The sequence below is a fragment of the Dehalococcoidia bacterium genome (genome assembly GCA_035574915.1).
Lineage (GTDB): Bacteria > Chloroflexota > Dehalococcoidia > DSTF01 > WHTK01 > DATLYJ01.
The window spans coordinates 1-16090 of the sequence record DATLYJ010000168.1 but is presented as its reverse complement, the minus strand read 5'-3'; the positions used below and the strand labels follow the sequence as shown (position 1 = coordinate 16090).

At 67.6% G+C, this 16090-nt stretch carries 17 protein-coding genes; 12 read left to right on the top strand and 5 right to left on the bottom strand.

Annotated features, from left to right (window positions below; genetic code table 11):
* The first annotated feature begins 134 nt into the window (after nt 1-134).
* From VNN10_15165 to VNN10_15155, 3 genes are all read left to right on the top strand, one after another.
* On the top strand, nt 135-611 hold the full coding sequence (locus tag VNN10_15165; GenBank protein HXH23359.1) for a VOC family protein: 477 nt from the start codon (nt 135-137) through the stop codon (nt 609-611).
* 46 nt (nt 612-657) lie between these two features.
* On the top strand, nt 658-1155 hold the full coding sequence (locus tag VNN10_15160; protein HXH23358.1) for an SRPBCC family protein: 498 nt from the start codon (nt 658-660) through the stop codon (nt 1153-1155).
* Between the two features lie 142 nt (nt 1156-1297).
* Complete coding sequence (locus tag VNN10_15155) at nt 1298-1987, top strand: alpha/beta hydrolase-fold protein (GenBank protein HXH23357.1); 690 nt, start codon at nt 1298-1300, stop codon at nt 1985-1987.
* Nucleotides 1988-2073: 86 nt separating this feature from the next.
* Here VNN10_15155 and VNN10_15150 read toward each other — a convergent pair whose 3' ends face one another.
* Together VNN10_15150 and VNN10_15145 are read right to left on the bottom strand one after the other, a co-directional pair.
* The gene (locus VNN10_15150; GenBank protein ID HXH23356.1) at nt 2074-3582 is read right to left on the bottom strand and encodes an MATE family efflux transporter; all 1509 of its coding nucleotides are present in this window, start codon (nt 3580-3582) and stop codon (nt 2074-2076) included.
* A 137-nt stretch (nt 3583-3719) separates the two neighbouring features.
* On the bottom strand, nt 3720-4805 hold the full coding sequence (locus tag VNN10_15145; GenBank protein HXH23355.1) for a Zn-dependent alcohol dehydrogenase: 1086 nt from the start codon (nt 4803-4805) through the stop codon (nt 3720-3722).
* A 116-nt stretch (nt 4806-4921) separates the two neighbouring features.
* Here VNN10_15145 and VNN10_15140 point away from each other — a divergent pair, with 116 nt between their 5' ends.
* Nucleotides 4922-5326: a hypothetical protein gene (locus VNN10_15140; GenBank protein HXH23354.1), complete on the top strand. Its 405-nt coding sequence runs from the start codon at nt 4922-4924 to the stop codon at nt 5324-5326.
* Between the two features lie 2 nt (nt 5327-5328).
* On the opposite strand, the gene VNN10_15135 is transcribed toward VNN10_15140, so the two are convergent.
* From VNN10_15135 to VNN10_15125, 3 genes are all read right to left on the bottom strand, one after another.
* On the bottom strand, nt 5329-5886 hold the full coding sequence (locus tag VNN10_15135) for a hypothetical protein (GenBank protein ID HXH23353.1): 558 nt from the start codon (nt 5884-5886) through the stop codon (nt 5329-5331).
* Nucleotides 5887-6061: 175 nt separating this feature from the next.
* Nucleotides 6062-7087 (bottom strand): patatin-like phospholipase family protein, encoded by a 1026-nt coding sequence (locus VNN10_15130; GenBank protein HXH23352.1) that lies wholly within the window; start codon nt 7085-7087, stop codon nt 6062-6064.
* Nucleotides 7088-7326: 239 nt separating this feature from the next.
* Entirely contained in the window at nt 7327-9147 is a 1821-nt protein-coding gene (locus VNN10_15125) for an AMP-binding protein (protein HXH23351.1), read from the bottom strand.
* A gap of 99 nt (nt 9148-9246) precedes the next feature.
* Here VNN10_15125 and VNN10_15120 point away from each other — a divergent pair, with 99 nt between their 5' ends.
* The 8 genes from VNN10_15120 to VNN10_15085 all read left to right on the top strand — a co-directional run.
* On the top strand, nt 9247-9702 hold the full coding sequence (locus tag VNN10_15120; protein HXH23350.1) for an OsmC family protein: 456 nt from the start codon (nt 9247-9249) through the stop codon (nt 9700-9702).
* A gap of 81 nt (nt 9703-9783) precedes the next feature.
* Nucleotides 9784-10425 (top strand): RNase H family protein, encoded by a 642-nt coding sequence (locus tag VNN10_15115; protein HXH23349.1) that lies wholly within the window; start codon nt 9784-9786, stop codon nt 10423-10425.
* A gap of 131 nt (nt 10426-10556) precedes the next feature.
* Entirely contained in the window at nt 10557-11264 is a 708-nt protein-coding gene (gene lipB / locus VNN10_15110; GenBank protein HXH23348.1) for a lipoyl(octanoyl) transferase LipB, read from the top strand.
* Nucleotides 11254-12252, top strand: coding sequence for a lipoyl synthase (gene lipA, locus VNN10_15105; GenBank protein ID HXH23347.1), 999 nt, complete (start codon nt 11254-11256; stop codon nt 12250-12252). Before lipB ends, lipA begins: the two co-directional genes overlap by 11 nt.
* Nucleotides 12245-13651 (top strand): dihydrolipoyl dehydrogenase, encoded by a 1407-nt coding sequence (gene lpdA / locus VNN10_15100; GenBank protein ID HXH23346.1) that lies wholly within the window; start codon nt 12245-12247, stop codon nt 13649-13651. The genes lipA and lpdA overlap by 8 nt, the downstream gene beginning before the upstream one ends.
* On the top strand, nt 13651-14691 hold the full coding sequence (gene pdhA / locus VNN10_15095) for a pyruvate dehydrogenase (acetyl-transferring) E1 component subunit alpha (protein ID HXH23345.1): 1041 nt from the start codon (nt 13651-13653) through the stop codon (nt 14689-14691). The genes lpdA and pdhA overlap by 1 nt, the downstream gene beginning before the upstream one ends.
* Nucleotides 14684-15658, top strand: a complete 975-nt coding sequence (locus VNN10_15090) for an alpha-ketoacid dehydrogenase subunit beta (protein HXH23344.1) — start codon at nt 14684-14686, stop codon at nt 15656-15658. The genes pdhA and VNN10_15090 overlap by 8 nt, the downstream gene beginning before the upstream one ends.
* 103 nt (nt 15659-15761) lie before the next feature.
* Nucleotides 15762-16090 (top strand): biotin/lipoyl-containing protein (locus VNN10_15085; protein HXH23343.1); only part of this gene is annotated, 329 nt, incomplete at its 3' end.

Genomic DNA, 16090 nt, shown 5'->3' with positions numbered 1-16090 from the left:
CGCGAGTTCTGGGAGGAGCGCTTCTCCCGCCTCGACAGCCTGCTCGAGGACCTGAAAGCGGACGGCAACCCAGTGCGGCCTGGCTCGCACCTGGTTAGCGGTAATGGGGTACCCGAAAACGGAGGAGGACTGAAATGACGGCTATCAAGCAGAAGATCGTGCCTCATCTCTGGTACGACAGGGAGGCGAAGGAGGCGGCGGAGTTTTACACCTCCGTCTTCCCGCAGTCCAGGATCACGAACCTCACGACGCTCCGCGACACGCCCTCCGGCGACACCGAGGTCGTCTCGTTTGAACTCTGCGGCCAGCCGTTCATGGCGATCAGCGCCGGGCCGCTCTTCAAGTTCAACGAGTCGATTTCCTTCATGGTCTACTGCGAGACTCAGGAGGAGATCGATTACTACTGGGACAGGCTGTCCGCCGACCCTGAGGCCGAGCAGTGCGGCTGGCTGAAGGACAGGTACGGGCTCTCCTGGCAAATCGTGCCGGCTGGTATGGACGAGATGCTGGAGCGTGGCAGCGACGAGCAGGTGGCTCGCGTCACCCAGGCCCTGCTGCCGATGAAGAAGCTGGACATTGCGGCGCTCGAGCGGGCATTTCAGGGCGGATGAGCCGCCCTCTCGCAACCGGCGGACGTACCCAGAAGGGAGCAGGACCATGGTCCACCAGAGCACGAACCGCCTCGTCATAACAACGCCGTCGGACCTCGAGATCGTGGCGCGCCGCGTCTTCGATGCCCCGCGCGAGCTCGTATTCGACGCCTGGACGAAGCCGGAGCACTTGCGGCGCTGGTTTGGCCGGGAGGGGGACGAGCTGATCATCTGTGAGGTCGACCTCCGGCCAGGAGGACGTTACCGCTTCGTGTGGAGGCTGCGGGAGGGGGGCCAGATGGGGCTGGGCGGCGAGTATCGGGAAGTCGTCCGCCCGGAGCGCTTCGTGGCCACGGAGGTCTTCGAAGGGGACGAGATGGAGGTCATGGGCGGTGGCACCCTGAACACGACCACCTTCGAGGAGCGCGACGGCAAGACCCTCATGACCATCACGAGCCTTTACAGGTCGCGTGAAGCGAGAGACTCCGCGATCGCGACGGGCATGGAGAGCGGGATGGTGGAGACCACGGACCGCCTCGAGAAGCTGTTGGCAGCGCTGCCGTAGCGGCAGCGCCAGGTGTCAGGCGACGCAGCCGCTCGCGGGCCGCAGCCAGCGCCCTCGTGCCCTGCGCCCGGGCCGCGATTGCCCGCGGCCGCCATTCCGCTTACGCTCCTGGAACGGCAGCGCGAGTAGAGGAGGCTCTGGCTTGGAAGCAAGAGTGTTCGACGGCGGGCCCCTCACCTACCTGCTCATCCGCCCGGACGACTATAGCCCCGGGGTGGCCTACCCGCTCGTCATGCTCCTGCACGGCTTCGGCGCGAGCATGTACGACCTCGCGGGACTCACTCCCGCGATTCACTCCACGGGCTACATGTACGCCTGCCCGAACGCACCCTACCCGCTCGACATCGGCGGCGGCCAGGTCGGCTACAGCTGGTCGCGGGGGAGGCCCGGCATGCCCGAAGCGCCGGACGAGGGACCGAGCGTCGAGGAGCGCCTGGCTGGCTTCCTCGAAGAGGTCATGGAGGCAGCGGGCGCCAAGCCTGGCCGCGTCCTGCTCGGAGGCTTCTCGCAGGGCGGCGGACTGACGCTGCGCTTCGGCCTGCCGCGGCCCGATGTCTTCGCGGGCCTGGCGGTCATGAGCGGCGCCTTCCGCGACGCCGACGGCCTGCGCGAGCGCCTGCCAGCGACGCGCGACCTGCCGATCTTTCTCTGTCACGGCATCTGGGACCAGCTTGTGGCCGTCGAGCGCGGACGCGAAACGAAGGCGTTCCTCGAAGCCGAAGGCTACAGCCCCGAGTACCACGAGTACCCGATGGCGCATGAGATCAGCGGCGACGTGGTCGCCGACCTGAAGCCGTGGCTGGAGCGCGTCCTGCCACCAGCCTCCACCTGAGCCGGGACCGGCGGCCGCATTCTCCACGCAAACCTGGTTTGCCTGAGAGCCGGGGCCGCTGGCTTCTGAAGGCTTAGTGCTCCTCCTCAGAGCCGGATACGCAGCCACCGGCCGTAGAAGTAGTAGGGCACGTAGATCGCCAGCCTCACGGCCAGGCCGATGACGATTGCCCAGGCGATGCCGAGCTCGCCCAGGCCAATGTCCGGCAGGAGGACTGCCAGGGGCTGCTGCACGAACCAGATGGAGACCAGCGTTGTGAGCATGGGCGTCAGGGTGTCTCCGGCCGTGTTGTAGGACTGCTGGAAGACCATGCCCGTGCCCATCACGAAATAGCCGATGGCCTGAATGCGCAGCCAGTGAGAAGCCTCCTCGAGGAGCTCGGGGTCGTTGTTGAAGATGTGCAAGAACGCCTTCGGGAAGATGAGCATCCAGATGACGATGGAGGCTGACAGGGCGGTCACGAAGAAGAGCGCCCAGGCGACGGTCTTCTTCGCTCGCTCGGGCTTGCCGGCGCCGAGGTTCTGCCCGACCATCACGCCCGCGGACTGCCCCATGCCCATGGCGCCCATCATCGCCAGCATTTCGACCCTCCTGGTGAGGGAGAACGCTGCCAGCGTGGTGGCGCCGTAGGGGGACACGAGGCCGTACAGGAGCAGCGTGGCGAAGTTGCGCTCGGCCATCGTGATCGAGGCCGGCCAGCCGGTACGGATGATCTGCCACAGGACCTGGCCGTCCGGGCGGTAGCCGCGGAAGCTGAGGTGCAGGCGGGACTTGCCGGTGAACAGGGCCGTGAAGTTCATCCCTGCGCCGACAGTCTGAGCCACGATGTTGGCGACTGCCGCGCCGACGAGCCCCATTTCGGGGAACATCCAGGGGCCGAACACGAGCGCCGGGCTTAGGCCGATGTGGATCAGGCGCGAGACCGTGGTCGCCTTCATGGGTGTGATGGTGTCGCCCGAGGCCTGCAGGGCGGCGCCGCTCATCATGCGGTAAGCCATGGTGCCCTGGCCGATGAACTGCACGCGCATGTAGCCGGCGCCGGCCGCGATGACGTCGTCCGGCACGCCGAGGAGCCGCAGGAGCGGCTCCGTGAAGAGGACGCCGATCATCGCCATGAGGACCGAGTAGACGCCGCTTAGCGAAAACGCCTGCAGCGCCACGTGGTTGGCGCGCGCGATATCGCCCGCGCCCACAGCACGGGCGACCATGGCGCGCATGGCGGTGTCGAAACCCATGCGGCCGGTGCTCGCGACCATGACGTAGTTCTGGGACACGCCGAGGCCCGCGACCTCGCGCGTGCCGATGCGGCCCGCCCAGATGAGGTCGGCGAGCTGGTCGGCGACGTTGAGGACGGACTCAACGATCTGCGGCCAGGAGAGCTTCCAGAGCTTCTTGGGGATGCTGCCGGTCGTCAGGTCCTCGCCGGTATAGCGGCGCGGAGGGCGACCGCCGCCGTGGCCCACGGCGACGGGAGCTTCGTCCGGGGGCGGTGCGGGTGGGGCCGCGGTGGCGGGCAGGGCCACGGCGGCCTCGGGCGCCTGGACGGCCGCTGTCGCGATGCCGTTGATTCTGCCGCGGCCGAACAAGCTCGCCAAATACCCTAACCTTTCCGTTCACTGGAACTTTGCGCCGACGAAGTCCTCGATGTCAAGCCTTCGCCCGTACGGTCCGGGCGAAAAGCAAGGAGCCGCCCCCCCGGGAGGCCGGCTCCTAGGCGAGAGGCCATTGCGCCTCAATCGAACATGATCACCTGGCGGGCCACCTCGCCGGCCTTCATCGCGCGGAAGGCGTCGTTCACGTCCTCCAACTTCAGGCGGCGGCTGATCATCTCGTCCAGCTTCAGGCGGCCCTGGAGGTTGAACTCGATGTACTTCGGCATGTCGACGCGGAAGCGGTTCGAGCCCATCGACGAGCCCTGGATTTTCTTCTCGCGCAGGAGGGCACTGCCGGTGATCTCCACCTTCTGCCCGACGGGGATCATGCCGATCACCGTGGCCGTGCCCCCGGGACAGAGGGCGTCGAAGCACTGCTCCGCTACCTTGGCGTTGCCGATCGCCTCGAAAGTGTAGTCCGCGCCGCCGCCCGTCATCTCGATGATCTTCTGCACCGGGTCGCTCGAAGAGGCGTCGATGACGTGCGTGGCGCCCAGCTCGCGGGCTGTCGCCAGCTTCGCCTCGATGGTGTCGACGGCGATGATCATGCGCGCCCCGGCGATGCGCGCCCCCTGGATTACGGAGAGGCCGACGCCGCCGCAGCCAAAGACGGCGACACTGCTCCCCGGCTCGACCTTCGCGGTGTTGAGGGCGGCGCCGACGCCAGTGGTCACGCCGCAGCCGATGAGGGCGGCGCGGTCGAAGGGGTAGTCATCCGGGATCTTCACCACCGAGTTCTCGTGCAGGAGCATCCTCTCGGCGAAGCTGGCGAGGTTCGCCATCTGGCCGACAGCCTGGCCCTTCCAGGACAGCCGTGGCGGATCATTGCGGCCGCGCATGGTGGAGGCTCGGTCCTGGCAGAGGTGCGTCTTGCCGCTCAGGCAGTTATCGCAGCGGCCACAGAAGATCGAGAGGCAGGCGATGACGTGGTCGCCGGGCTTGACGTAGGTGACAGCGCTACCCACCTCCTCGACGATGCCGGACGTCTCGTGGCCCAGGACGGCGGGCGCCCGCATCGGGTAGAAGCCGTCGACGAAGTGCAGGTCGCTGTGACAGACGCCTGAAGCCATCGTCTTGACGACGATCTCGTTCGCCTGCGGCTTGTCGATGTCGATCTGCTCTATCGTCAGGGGTTGGTTCGGGCCGTGGAAGACAGCCGCTTTCACTGGTTGCTCCTTGTCGAGACTGCGCGGGGTCTGGGGACGTGAGCATATTTGGCGCAAGCGGCCCGCGTGTCAAGCGCGGCGCTTTCTTCACGCCGCTGCGCTATGCTCTATGCGCCATGCCGGAACAGTACGTGGCGACAGACAAGCGCACGGGCCTGGAGGTCGCAGTCACCGGCGACTTCCCCGAGCACCCTCAGGACCGCATTCGCATCGCGCGCACCACGAACCTGTTCGCACGCCTCGCCTCGACCATCCTCTCGATGAGCGGGGAGAGCGAAAGGCGCGAGGCCTTCATTGCCGTCGAGACCCAGCTGGAGCTTGCGGACGCCCTTATCCGGCACGACCTCGAGGAAGTCAGGCGCCTCCTGCAAGGGACCTTGACCCGGATGGGCGTGACTCCGGAGCAGCTCCGGGAGATACAGGAAGAGCTGAGGCGGCGCCTGGGCGATGCCGCAGGCATGAGCGACCTCTTCAAGCCGCCCGAGGAGCCTGAGGACGACAGGCCCCAGGACGACCGCTGACCCTACTGGTGCGACCTCAAGCAGAAGATGTTGGGCTTCCGGAGCAGGGAGGCTGCTTCCGGACAGGTGTCACCACCCTCCGCCGCGCCCTCCAGGGAAGCTATGAGCGTGTAGGTCTGGCCGTCCGAGATGTACCAGTAGCCGAAATCGTTGCCGCCGCGGGCGTCGGTAAGCGTGTCGAGGCCAACGGCGCCCCTCAGGACACAGAGCTTGTCCGCGTTCTGGTAGACGCAGCCCGTCTGCAGTTGGTTCGACGTGCTGGGGTATGCCTTGCGGTCCTCGTAGTAGCTGCGCAGGGCCACGGCGATCGCCTGTAGCTCCGTGAGGCGCTGGGCATCACGCGCGCGGGCTTCCTCCGGGAGGTTGGCGGCCGGGGTTGCCTGCAGCGGCCCGCGCGTGGCAGCGACGACGGGTTGAGGTGGGTTTGCCTGAGGACGGGCGCGAGGCGCCGGCGCGGCGGCGCTCGTGGCCGGCCCCTCGAGCATACCGGCCCCGACGACAACGACGGCCAGGCCGAAGACCGCCATGAGCATGGTCACGATTGCCGTCTCCGGCTTCATGGGATCGAGTATAGAGGCAAGCCGGGCCGGCCAGACCCCTCCGTTCGCCGCGCCACCACGGCCCATCAGCCCGTGATGCTGCTGCCATGCCGGTCGAGGCCGACGGCCGCGCTGCACGCCTGCGAGGCGGAGACCTTCCTGCCTGCGCACGCTGTGGCCGACGGAAAGGACGGCGTCAGGCCGTCTGGTACTGAGCCGGCAGGGTGCGCCCGGGTGTGATGAGAAAGCGCCTGTCCGTACCGTCCAGGACCGACGGCCAGTCGATCGTCGCGGCGAACTTCTCGCCGATGCGCTTGAGCAGCGGTATGGCCTTGATGTCGTCCTGGCCGATCCCCTTCTTCAGAGAAGGCTCTATCGCCTTCATGTCCGGCGAGAGGCGGTAGAAGGGCATTTCCGGGAAGTGGCGCTGCACCAACTCGGTCTGCTGCTCATTCGCCGAGTCCAGCAGTTCGTTCAGGGTCCAGGTGATCCAGGGAATGATGGCCAGGAGGCCGCCCGGGTTGCTGTAGGACTGAAAGCGGCCGGTGCCGAGCGAGATGACAGTCGTGTCCTCCGGCGTATAGGACCCGGTGAAGTAGAACGCCTCCACGCAGGCCTGGTAGACGGGGTTGCCCGCAACGCCGACGCCGCCGTCCACCTGCCGGCCGGCAGGGCGTTCTCCCGGAGGGGGCGCCGGCTCGAAGACGTGCCAGGGCTCGAAGTACGTTGGCGCAACCGCGGAGGCGGTCACGGCATCAAGCAGGCGCAACTTCCCGGCGCGCCCCGAGTTCCGGGGGTTGTCCTTGACGTAGTACCAGGGCATGCCGTCGTCGACCCGCTTGGCCGTGATCAGGATGTCGAGCCCTTCAGGCACGTCGTTCAGGGCCCAGTCCCGCGCGGGTCCGGCCTCTCGCGCCAGCACATCGTTCAGCTTCCGCGACGAGTACATGTACCCCAGCAGCACGCGCTTGGGGAAGTTCCAGGGCCGCTGCGGGAAGACCTCCGAGGCGTACTTCAGGTAAAGGTCCAGCATCCTCGCGGCCGGTATCCCGGCCGCGATGGAGGCAGCGATTACGGAGCCGGTCGAAGTGCCGGCGACGAAGTCGAAGGTCTCCTTCGCCGGCCTACCGGTCGCTTCCTCGAGCTTGATGAGCATGCATATCGGGATGATGCCCCTTATCCCGCCTCCGTCTATGGAAAGCAGCAACTTGCGGTCAGGCATTGCCGTCCTCCTCCCGCAGGGACTCGCCGCGCGCCACCTTAAGGCGAATGGCCTGCAAGGTGCGCGGTGTAAGTGTCACCCGCCGCTGTCACGAAGGACTGACGGCGACACGGCAACACGCCCACGCCCCCTGGCCACGAGGGCGACGGGCTGCTTGCGGCGGGTCTGTTGGCGGCAGGACGCGTCTCCGAGGCGCGCGTCCCGCGAGCCAGCCGCTCAGGCGGCGGACCGGACGCCGTTCAGGAAGGCAGGATCTCGCTCTCTGCCTGGCTGTCGCGCCAGCGCTGCACGGAAAAGCGGTACTCCTCGGAGAGCTCCGAACGCGCGATCTTGCGCAGCGGGGTCTTCGGCAGGGGCGTATCGGCGAGGAGCACCTGGCTGATGCGTTTGTAGGGCGCCAGCTGCGCCATCAGGCGGTCGACCTCGCCCGAAACGACCCGCCGCACCGTCTCCTCGGATGGTTGCAGGCCTTCCTTCTCGAGCAGGGCAATGGTCGACGCCACGTTGGGGTAAACCACGGCCGCCACCTGCGTCTTGTCCCGCGTCTTGCGCCCCAGGACGCAGACGTCCTCGAGCACCTGCGACTCCGCCAACTTCTCCTCGACTTCGTCCGGGTGCACCTTTTCGCCGGACTCGAGAACGATGATGTATTTGCTGCGGCCGGTCAGGTAGATGTTGCCGTCTTCGTCTATACGCCCGAGATCGCCGGTGAGAAGCCATTCGCCGAGCTTGGCGGCGCGGGTCTGCTCTTCGGCGTGCCAGTAGCCCTGGAAGACGTTCTCGCCGCGCACTATGACCTCGCCCTCTCCCTGCAGGCTGACGCGGATGTCCTTGTCCGGCACGTCGATTAGCTTGACCTCAACCCCCGGGATCGGCGGGCCGACGCTGCCGACGTGTTCCTCGTAGTACTTCGTGAAGCGGAAGCGGCGCGCCGAGTAGCGCTGTACGGCCACGACAGGAGAGGCCTCGGTCATGCCCCAGCCCTGGAGCAGCGGCAGGCCGAGGCTGAAGAAGTTGCGTGCGGTCTGCGGGTTGAGCGCCGCTCCGCCGCTGACCAAAAACCGCAGCCGGCCGCCGAGCGCCGCATGAACCTGGCGGAACAAGAGGGGCCCGATGTTCACCCCCGTCCGCTCCTTGACGCCCAGCACGCGCGCCTGCCAGCGCCGCAGCGTCTCCAGCCGCCCTTCCGACTCCGCCCGGGCGAGCACGTTGCGGTACATGATGTCGTACAGCGCCGGGACGCCGAAGAAGAGAGTCGGCTTCTCCGTAGCCATGCGGTCCCGGACGCGGCGGACGTCGTTCTCGATGACCACGCGCGCGCCGGCCAGGCATACGAGCACGATGGCGGCGATGAACGGCATCGCATGGTGCAGGGGCAGGACGAGAAGCACGGAATCGTCCTCATCGATGTCGATGGCGCGGAGAGTCGAGTGAGCGTTGGCCATGAAGTTGCGGTGCGTGAGCATGACGCCCTTCGCGCCGCCCGTCGTGCCGGAGGTGAAGATGATGGCAGCGAGATCATCCGGCCGCGGCTCGCGCTCGAGCAGGGCCTGCCTGCTCTCGGAGGTCGCGGCCGCAGCCACGGCCTCGAACGCCAGCGTCTCCGCCGGGTGCCGGCGCAGCAGGCCGCCGCGGGCTTCCCGCCGGCCTTCGCCGATCACCACAACGCGCTCGAGGCCGGGAGAGCGCTCCGGGATCTTCGCCAGCGTGGCGTCCGAGGCCACGACCACGCGGCACTCCGGCCTGCGCACCTGGTCGCTGATTTCCTGGTGCTTGAGGTCGTAGTAGATGGGCACCAGGACGCCGCCGGCCATGAGAGTGCCGTGACAGGCGACAACCCACTCGACGCCGTTCTCGGCGCAGATGGCTACCCTGTCGCCCTTCTGGAGGCCAAGGGCCACGAGGCCGGCGGCGAATGCCGCGGCGCGGCTGTACACCTCGGACCAGGTAACCGGCTGGGGGTCGCGCCGCCCTGCTACGTAGGCCACGCGCGGGCCGTAGCGCGCGGCGGTCGCGGCCAGCGCGGCAGGCAGCGTCATCGGCTTGTCGGCTTCAGCCATGCCCTCCTCAAACCAGGCGGAGTATACATGCCGTTTGCAGAGCGATATTGGTCCTTTCGGCCCGATCTGGGCTGCCGGGACCCGAGACATCCTTGAAGTATGGAGAAGGTGACAGTCCAGACACTGGCCGACCACAACTACGCCCTCTTCGTGAACGACGGCCGCCACGGCTTCGTAGCCGACGAGCCGGAGGAGGTAGGCGGCGACGGGCTCGGCCCGAACCCTTACGAGCTGCTGCTGGCCGCCCTCGGCGCCTGCACGGCAATGACCCTGGTCATGTACGCCCGGCGCAAGGAATGGCCGCTATACGAGGTCTCCGTACACCTCGAGCACGAGCGCGTCTTCGCTCGCGACTGCGAGGAGTGCACGGCGGAGGAAGTCGAGGCCGCGGGCCCGGGTGGGCGCATCGAGGTGATCCGTCGCCACGTCTCGCTCCGCGGCGACCTCGATGACGCCCAGGTGGCGCGCCTCCTGGAGATTGCCGACCGCTGTCCCGTGCACCGCACGCTGCAGCATCCGCCGAAGGTGCTGACGAGCATCGCCTGCGGCCCCTGACGGGGGGCTTGACACGTTTGTTCTAGTCGGCTACAACCCTCCTGCTGCGAGCGAAACAGCCGTCACAGGAGGAGTCAGAACATGTGCAGCTCTGCGGGTGCCCTGGTTTCCACGAAGGTCAATCTCTGCCAGGAGTGCGGAAAGGAGTTCGAGCCCGCGCCCGAGCTGGCCCAGATGTTCCCGCTCTGGCAGCTCGTACGCTGCCTGTCATGCGGCTCGAGAGAGCGGCCGCGGGAGGCGCTGGTCACCGTGGATCCCGTGCTCGAGACGACGTCAGGCGGGCCGGACCACGGCATCTTCGTCGGCGCGTCCTGCGACCCCAATCCGGGGCCGGGAGGCTGGGCCGCGGTGCGGGTCCTGGGAGGGGCGGTCGTCCGCGAGGTCTTCGGGGAAGAGCCCGCCACGACGAGCAGCAGGATGGAGCTGCGCGCCGTGATCGAGGGGATGCGCATGGCGTCGCCCGCGGAGCGCGTCACGGTCTACTCGAGCAGCCAGACCGTCGTGAACACGCTGAAGGACTGGGCGCCGGCCTGGGCCCGGAACGACTGGCGGCGCGGCCCCAAGGGAGAGCGAGTCTCCAATCTGGACCTGGTCGCGGAGGCCTACCGGACCTACCTTGGCCGGCCCAACGCTACACTGGTCTGGCTGACCAGCAACGGGCCGTCGAAGTGGGCGCGCTACGCCCACGCCCTTTCGCGCTCATACCTCTTCGGCGCTGCCTGACCGTACGCTCCACTGCAACCGGCAGCCATGAGCCTTAAGGCAAAGTTCATCTGGCTGCCGATAACCCTGTGCTAGGATCGACAAGGTACAGCCGGCGTAGCGGCCGCCTTTGCGGCGCGATAGCAGGGACCATGAGCGGTACCACCGTCCACCTCCTCCGCCCCGGGACTGTTGACTACCACCACGCCTTGTCGTGGCAGCAGCTTCTGGCGCGAGGAGTGCGAGATGGCACCGGGCAGGAGACGCTCCTCCTCCTGCAGCACCCGCCCGTCTACACGCTTGGCCGCCGCGCGAAGGCCGAGCACATTCTCGTCGACCCGGCCGAGATCCTGGCCCGCGGCGCGGAGATCGTCGACGCCGACCGGGGCGGCGACATCACCTTCCACGGCCCGGGCCAGCTCGTCGGCTATCCAGTCCTGGACCTGCGCGGACGGGGCATCCTGCCCGGCGACTACGTCCGCCTCCTCGAGGATATGCTCGTGCGGGCGTTGGCGGAGTTCGGCATCCCAGGCGAGCGCGTCCAGGGGCGGCCAGGAGTCTGGGCCGGAGGCGCCAAGATCGCCGCTATCGGCGTGCGGGTGCGCGAGGGCGTGACCACGCACGGCTTCGCCCTCAACGTGAGCACGGACCTCTCCTGGTTCGAAGCCATCGTCCCCTGCGGGCTCAGGGACGCAAGCGTCACCAGCATGGCGGCGCTGCTCGCCGAGGCCCCGCCGATGGATGCGGTCCAGGACGCGGTGGCGGAGGCCTTCGCCGTCAGCTTCGGCGTGGCACTGATCGAAGGCGGCTTCGCCGTCCCTGCGCCCGCGGGCGAGAGGTTGGCCGTCATTGGTCGCTGAAAAGCTGCCGAAGCCGGACTGGCTCAAGGTCCGTTTCCGCGACGGCGACCGCTATCGCTCGATGCTCGGCCTCGTGCGCCGCGAGCAGTTGCACACTGTCTGCGAGGAGGCGCACTGCCCGAACATGGGCGAGTGCTGGAACGCCGGCACTGCCACCTTCATGATCCTCGGTGACGTCTGTACCCGCTCCTGCGGCTTCTGCGCCGTCACCTCCGGCCGCCCTAAGGGACTCGACCTCCTGGAGCCGCTGCGCCTGGCGCGCACCGTAGAAGCGCTGCGCCTGGACTATGCCGTAATCACCTCCGTGAACCGGGACGACCTCGAGGACGGCGGGGCTTCGGTGTTCGCCGCCTGTCTGCGCGCGATCAGGCATCGTGTGCCCGAATGCCGCGTGGAGGTGCTAATCCCGGACTTCGAAGGCAATTGGGACGCGCTGCGTACGGTGGTCGAAGCCAAGCCCGTGGTGCTCAACCACAACACGGAGACGGTGCCGCGGCTCTACCCGCGCGTCCGCCCGAAGGCGCGCTACCAGCGATCCCTCGAGCTGTTGCGGCGGGCCAAGGACATCGACCCGGGGATCACGACGAAGTCCGGCCTCATGGTCGGCCTCGGCGAGACTGCGGAGGAAGTGCTGCAGACCATGCGTGACCTGCGGGAGCACGGCTGCGACCTTCTGACGGTGGGGCAGTACCTGCGGCCGGACGACAAGCACCTGCCCGTCGTCCGTTACTGGGAGCCCCGCGAATACGACGAGATCAGGGCCGCCGGCCTGCAGATGGGCTTCCGCCATGTGGAGGCGGGGCCCTTGGTGCGCTCCTCCTACCACGCAGGGGAACAGGCGCGGCTGGCCGGCGCGGCGCCCGGCGTTTCGGCGGGGGCAGGGGGCTCCTATCATGCAAGGGAGCGGTTTATCCCGCTCCCTGTCGAGCCGCCCGTCCGCGAGGGGCGGCGCCGGACGTCCGGGAACGGAGAGGTCCTTCATGCCTGACTTCGACATCGCGATCATCGGCTCCGGCCCCGGCGGTTATGTCGCTGCCATCCGCGCGGCGCAGCTCGGGCTCAAGACGGCAATCATCGAGAAGAGCGAGATCGGGGGACTGTGCCTTAACTGGGGCTGCATCCCTTCGAAGGCCCTGCTGCATAGCGCCGACCTGGTGAACGAGATCCGCCGCGCCACCGCCTACGGCATCGGCTACGACAACCTGCGCCTCGACCTCGGCGTGGCAGTGGACCGCAGCCGCGAAGTGGTGACGAAGATGGTCGGCGGGGTGAAAACGCTGCTCGAGCAGAACAAGGTCGAGGTCATACGCGGCACGGCGAAGCTCGCCAGTCCGACCAGGGTCACGATCACGCCCGAGAACCGCAGCATCGAGGCCGCCAACGTCATCGTGGCAACGGGCGCGGTCACGCGCTCGCTGCCGGGCGTCCCGATCGACGGCGACCGCATCCTCACCTCCCGCGAGGCGCTGGAGCTGAAGCGGCCGCCTGCTTCCATCGTCATCGTCGGCGCGGGGCCGATAGGCGCCGAGTTCGGCTATCTGTACCGCACTTTCGGCTCGGAGGTCACCATCGTCGAAATGCTGGACCGCGTCCTGCCCAACGAGGACGCCGACGTCAGCCGAGCCGTGGAGCGCGCCTTCAAGGCGCAGGGAATAGCGATCAAGACCTCGACGAAGGTCGAAGGGATCAAGGCCGGCGAGGGCGGCGTCACCGTGACCGTCTCCAGCGGAGACAAGCGCGAGGACATCGTCGCAGAGCGCTGTCTCATCGGGGTTGGCTTCGGGCCGAATACGGAGGGCCTGGGACTCCAGGAAGCGGGCGTGGAGCTCGACCGCGGTTGGGTGAAGATCGACGAGTATGCGCGCACGAACATCCCGGGCGTCTACGCGATCGGCGACGTCACCGGGCGACTGTTGCTCGCCCATGTGGCCTCACACCAGGGCATCACCGCGGTCGAAACTATCGCCGGCCATGACCCGCCGCCGCTGGACTACGACAAGATGCCGCGCGCCGTCTACTGCGAGCCGCAGGTCGGGAGCCTCGGCCTCAGTGAGGCGCAGGCGAAGGAGCAGGGCCGCAAGGTGGGCATCGGGCGCTTCCCGATCCGCGCCAACGGCAAGGCGATCGCGCTAGGCGAGAGCGAGGGCTTCGTGAAGCTGGTGGTGGACGAGGAATCGCACGATATCCTCGGCTACCACATCGTCGGGCCGAACGCGACCGAGATGATCGCCGAGGCGAGCCTGGCGGCAGTGCTCGAGACTACGCCGGCGGAGATCGCTTACGCCGTGCACGCCCACCCCACGCTGGCGGAGGCCTTCCACGAGGCAGGCATGGCCTTCAGCGGACAGTCGATCCACTTCTATGCACCCCTGAGGCAGGGACGCTGATGGCGATCTCGGAGAGGGCGCTGGCGGGCGTATCCAAGGAGGAGCTTTCGCACCTTCTGCACCAGATGGTGCTCATCCGCCGCTTCGAGGAGAAGGCGGCGGAGATGTACGCCCGCGGGCGAATCCGGGGCTTCCTCCACCTCTACATCGGGCAGGAGGCAGTAGCGGTAGGCGCCATCTCGCTGCTGAAGCCGGAGGACTACATCGTCAGCCACTACCGCGAACACGGGCACGCCCTGGCCCGCGGCGTCGAGGCCGACAGGGTGATGGCCGAGCTCTTCGGCAAGGCTACGGGCGTCAGCAAGGGCATAGGCGGCTCCATGCACCTGTTCGACGCCTCGCGGCGGTTCATGGGCGGCTACGCCATCGTGGGCGGCCACCTCCCGCTCGCCTGCGGCCTGGCGATGGGCTGCCAGTACGAGAAGGACGGCAGCATCGTCTGCTGCTTCCTCGGGGACGGCTCCGTCAACGAGGGCGCCTTCCACGAGTCGCTGAACCTCGCCGCGGTCTGGCGCCTGCCGGTGCTTTTCATCTGCGAGAACAACTTCTACGCCATGGGCACCGCCATGCGGAAGGTCAGCGCCCTAGCGGAGATCTACAAGCGGGCGGAGGCGTACGGCATCCGCAGCGAGCAGGTCGACGGCATGGACGTGATGGCCGTTCGCCGGAGCGTGGACGAGGCGCTGAAGCTCCTGCGTCGCGGCGAAGGGCCGGTCTTCATCGAGGCCATCACCTACCGCTTCCGCGGCCATTCCATGGCCGACCCGGAGTTCTACCGCAACAAAGAAGAGGTCGAGCACTGGCGCTCGCTCGACCCGATCACGAACTTCCGCGCCGCCCTTCTGGCCAAGGGCATCATCACGGAGGCGGAAGCGGAAGAGATCGCGAACCGCGTCGAACGAGAGGTCCGCCAGTCGGTCGACTTCGCTGAGCAGAGCCCGGACCCTCCGCTGGAGAGCCTGTACGCAAACGTCTACGCGGGCCCGGACGCCCCCGTCGACGGCTGGCGCGGCAGGCGCGGGAGGCAGTCGGATGCCTGAGCTGACAATCCGCGACGCCCTGCGCGAGGCCCTACGCGAGGAGCTCCTCGCCGACCCCAAGGTCTTCCTCATGGGTGAGGACATCGGCGCTTACGGCGGCTCCTACGCCGTGACCAAGGGCTTCCTGGAGGAGTTCGGGCCCGAGCGAATCCGCGACACGCCGATCAGCGAGCTGGCGATCGTCGGCGCCGGCATCGGCGCGGCCATGGCCGGGCTAAGGCCGATGGTTGAGCTGATGACGATTAACTTCAGCCTCCTGGCCATCGACCAGATCATCAACAGCGCCTCCAAGATCCACTACATGTCCGGCGGCCAGATCAAAGTGCCGCTTGTCATCCGCATGGCCAGCGGCGCCGGCAGCCAGCTCGGCGCGCAGCACTCGCATTCGCTCGAGGGTTGGTACGCCCACGTGCCCGGCCTCAAGGTGGTCTGCCCGTCGAACCCCTACGATGCCAAGGGACTGCTGAAGACGGCCTTCCGCGATGACAACCCGGTGATCTTCATCGAGCACACGGCGATCTACTCCCTGAAGGGCGAGGTGCCCGAGGGCGAGTACTTCGTGCCCTTTGGCGAGGCCAACATCCTGCGGCCCGGCGCCGACGTGACCATCGTGGGCTACTCGGGCAGCGTGCATCAGAGCATGCGCGCCGCCGCGCTGCTCGCGGAGCAGGATGAGATCGAGGCCGAGGTCATCGACATGCGCACGCTGCGCCCGCTGGACATCGACACGGTCATCGAGTCCGTGAAGAAGACCGGGCGCGCCGTGGTCGTCGAGGACGACTGGCGCTTCGGCGGCTTTGCCGGCGAAATCGTCTCGCTGATCCAGGAGATGGCCTTCGACTACCTCGACGCCCCCATCGCCCGCGTCGCCGGCGCGGACGTGCCGATGCCCTACTCGCGCGCGCTCGAAATGGCGGCACTGCCTTCGGAGCCGCAGATCGCGGAAGCCGTCAGGAGGATGATGTGAGGTCAGGACGCTGGAAGCCGGAAACAGGAGTCAGGGAACAGGAAGCAGGCGGGCTGTGTCCTGAGTCCTCCTTCGCGCTTCCGCCGTCCTCTCGAGGCGTCTCATGATCAGCGAAGTCGTCATGCCCCAGATGGGCGCCGACATGAAGGAGGGCACTGTCCTCCGCTGGCTCAAAAGGGAGGGTGATCAGGTCGAGCGTGGCGAAATCATCGCCGAGATCGAGACGGACAAGGCGAACATCGAGATCGAGGCTTTCGACTCGGGCGTGTTCCGCAAAATCCTGGTGCCGGAGGGCGAGACGGTAGAGGTGGGCACGGTCATCGCCGTCATCGCGGCGCCAGGCGACGACATCTCCCGCTACGAGACCGGCGAAAGGCTCACCAGCGCCGCCCCGGCGGCCCAGGCCGCCGAATCGGCCCGGCCGGCCCAGCC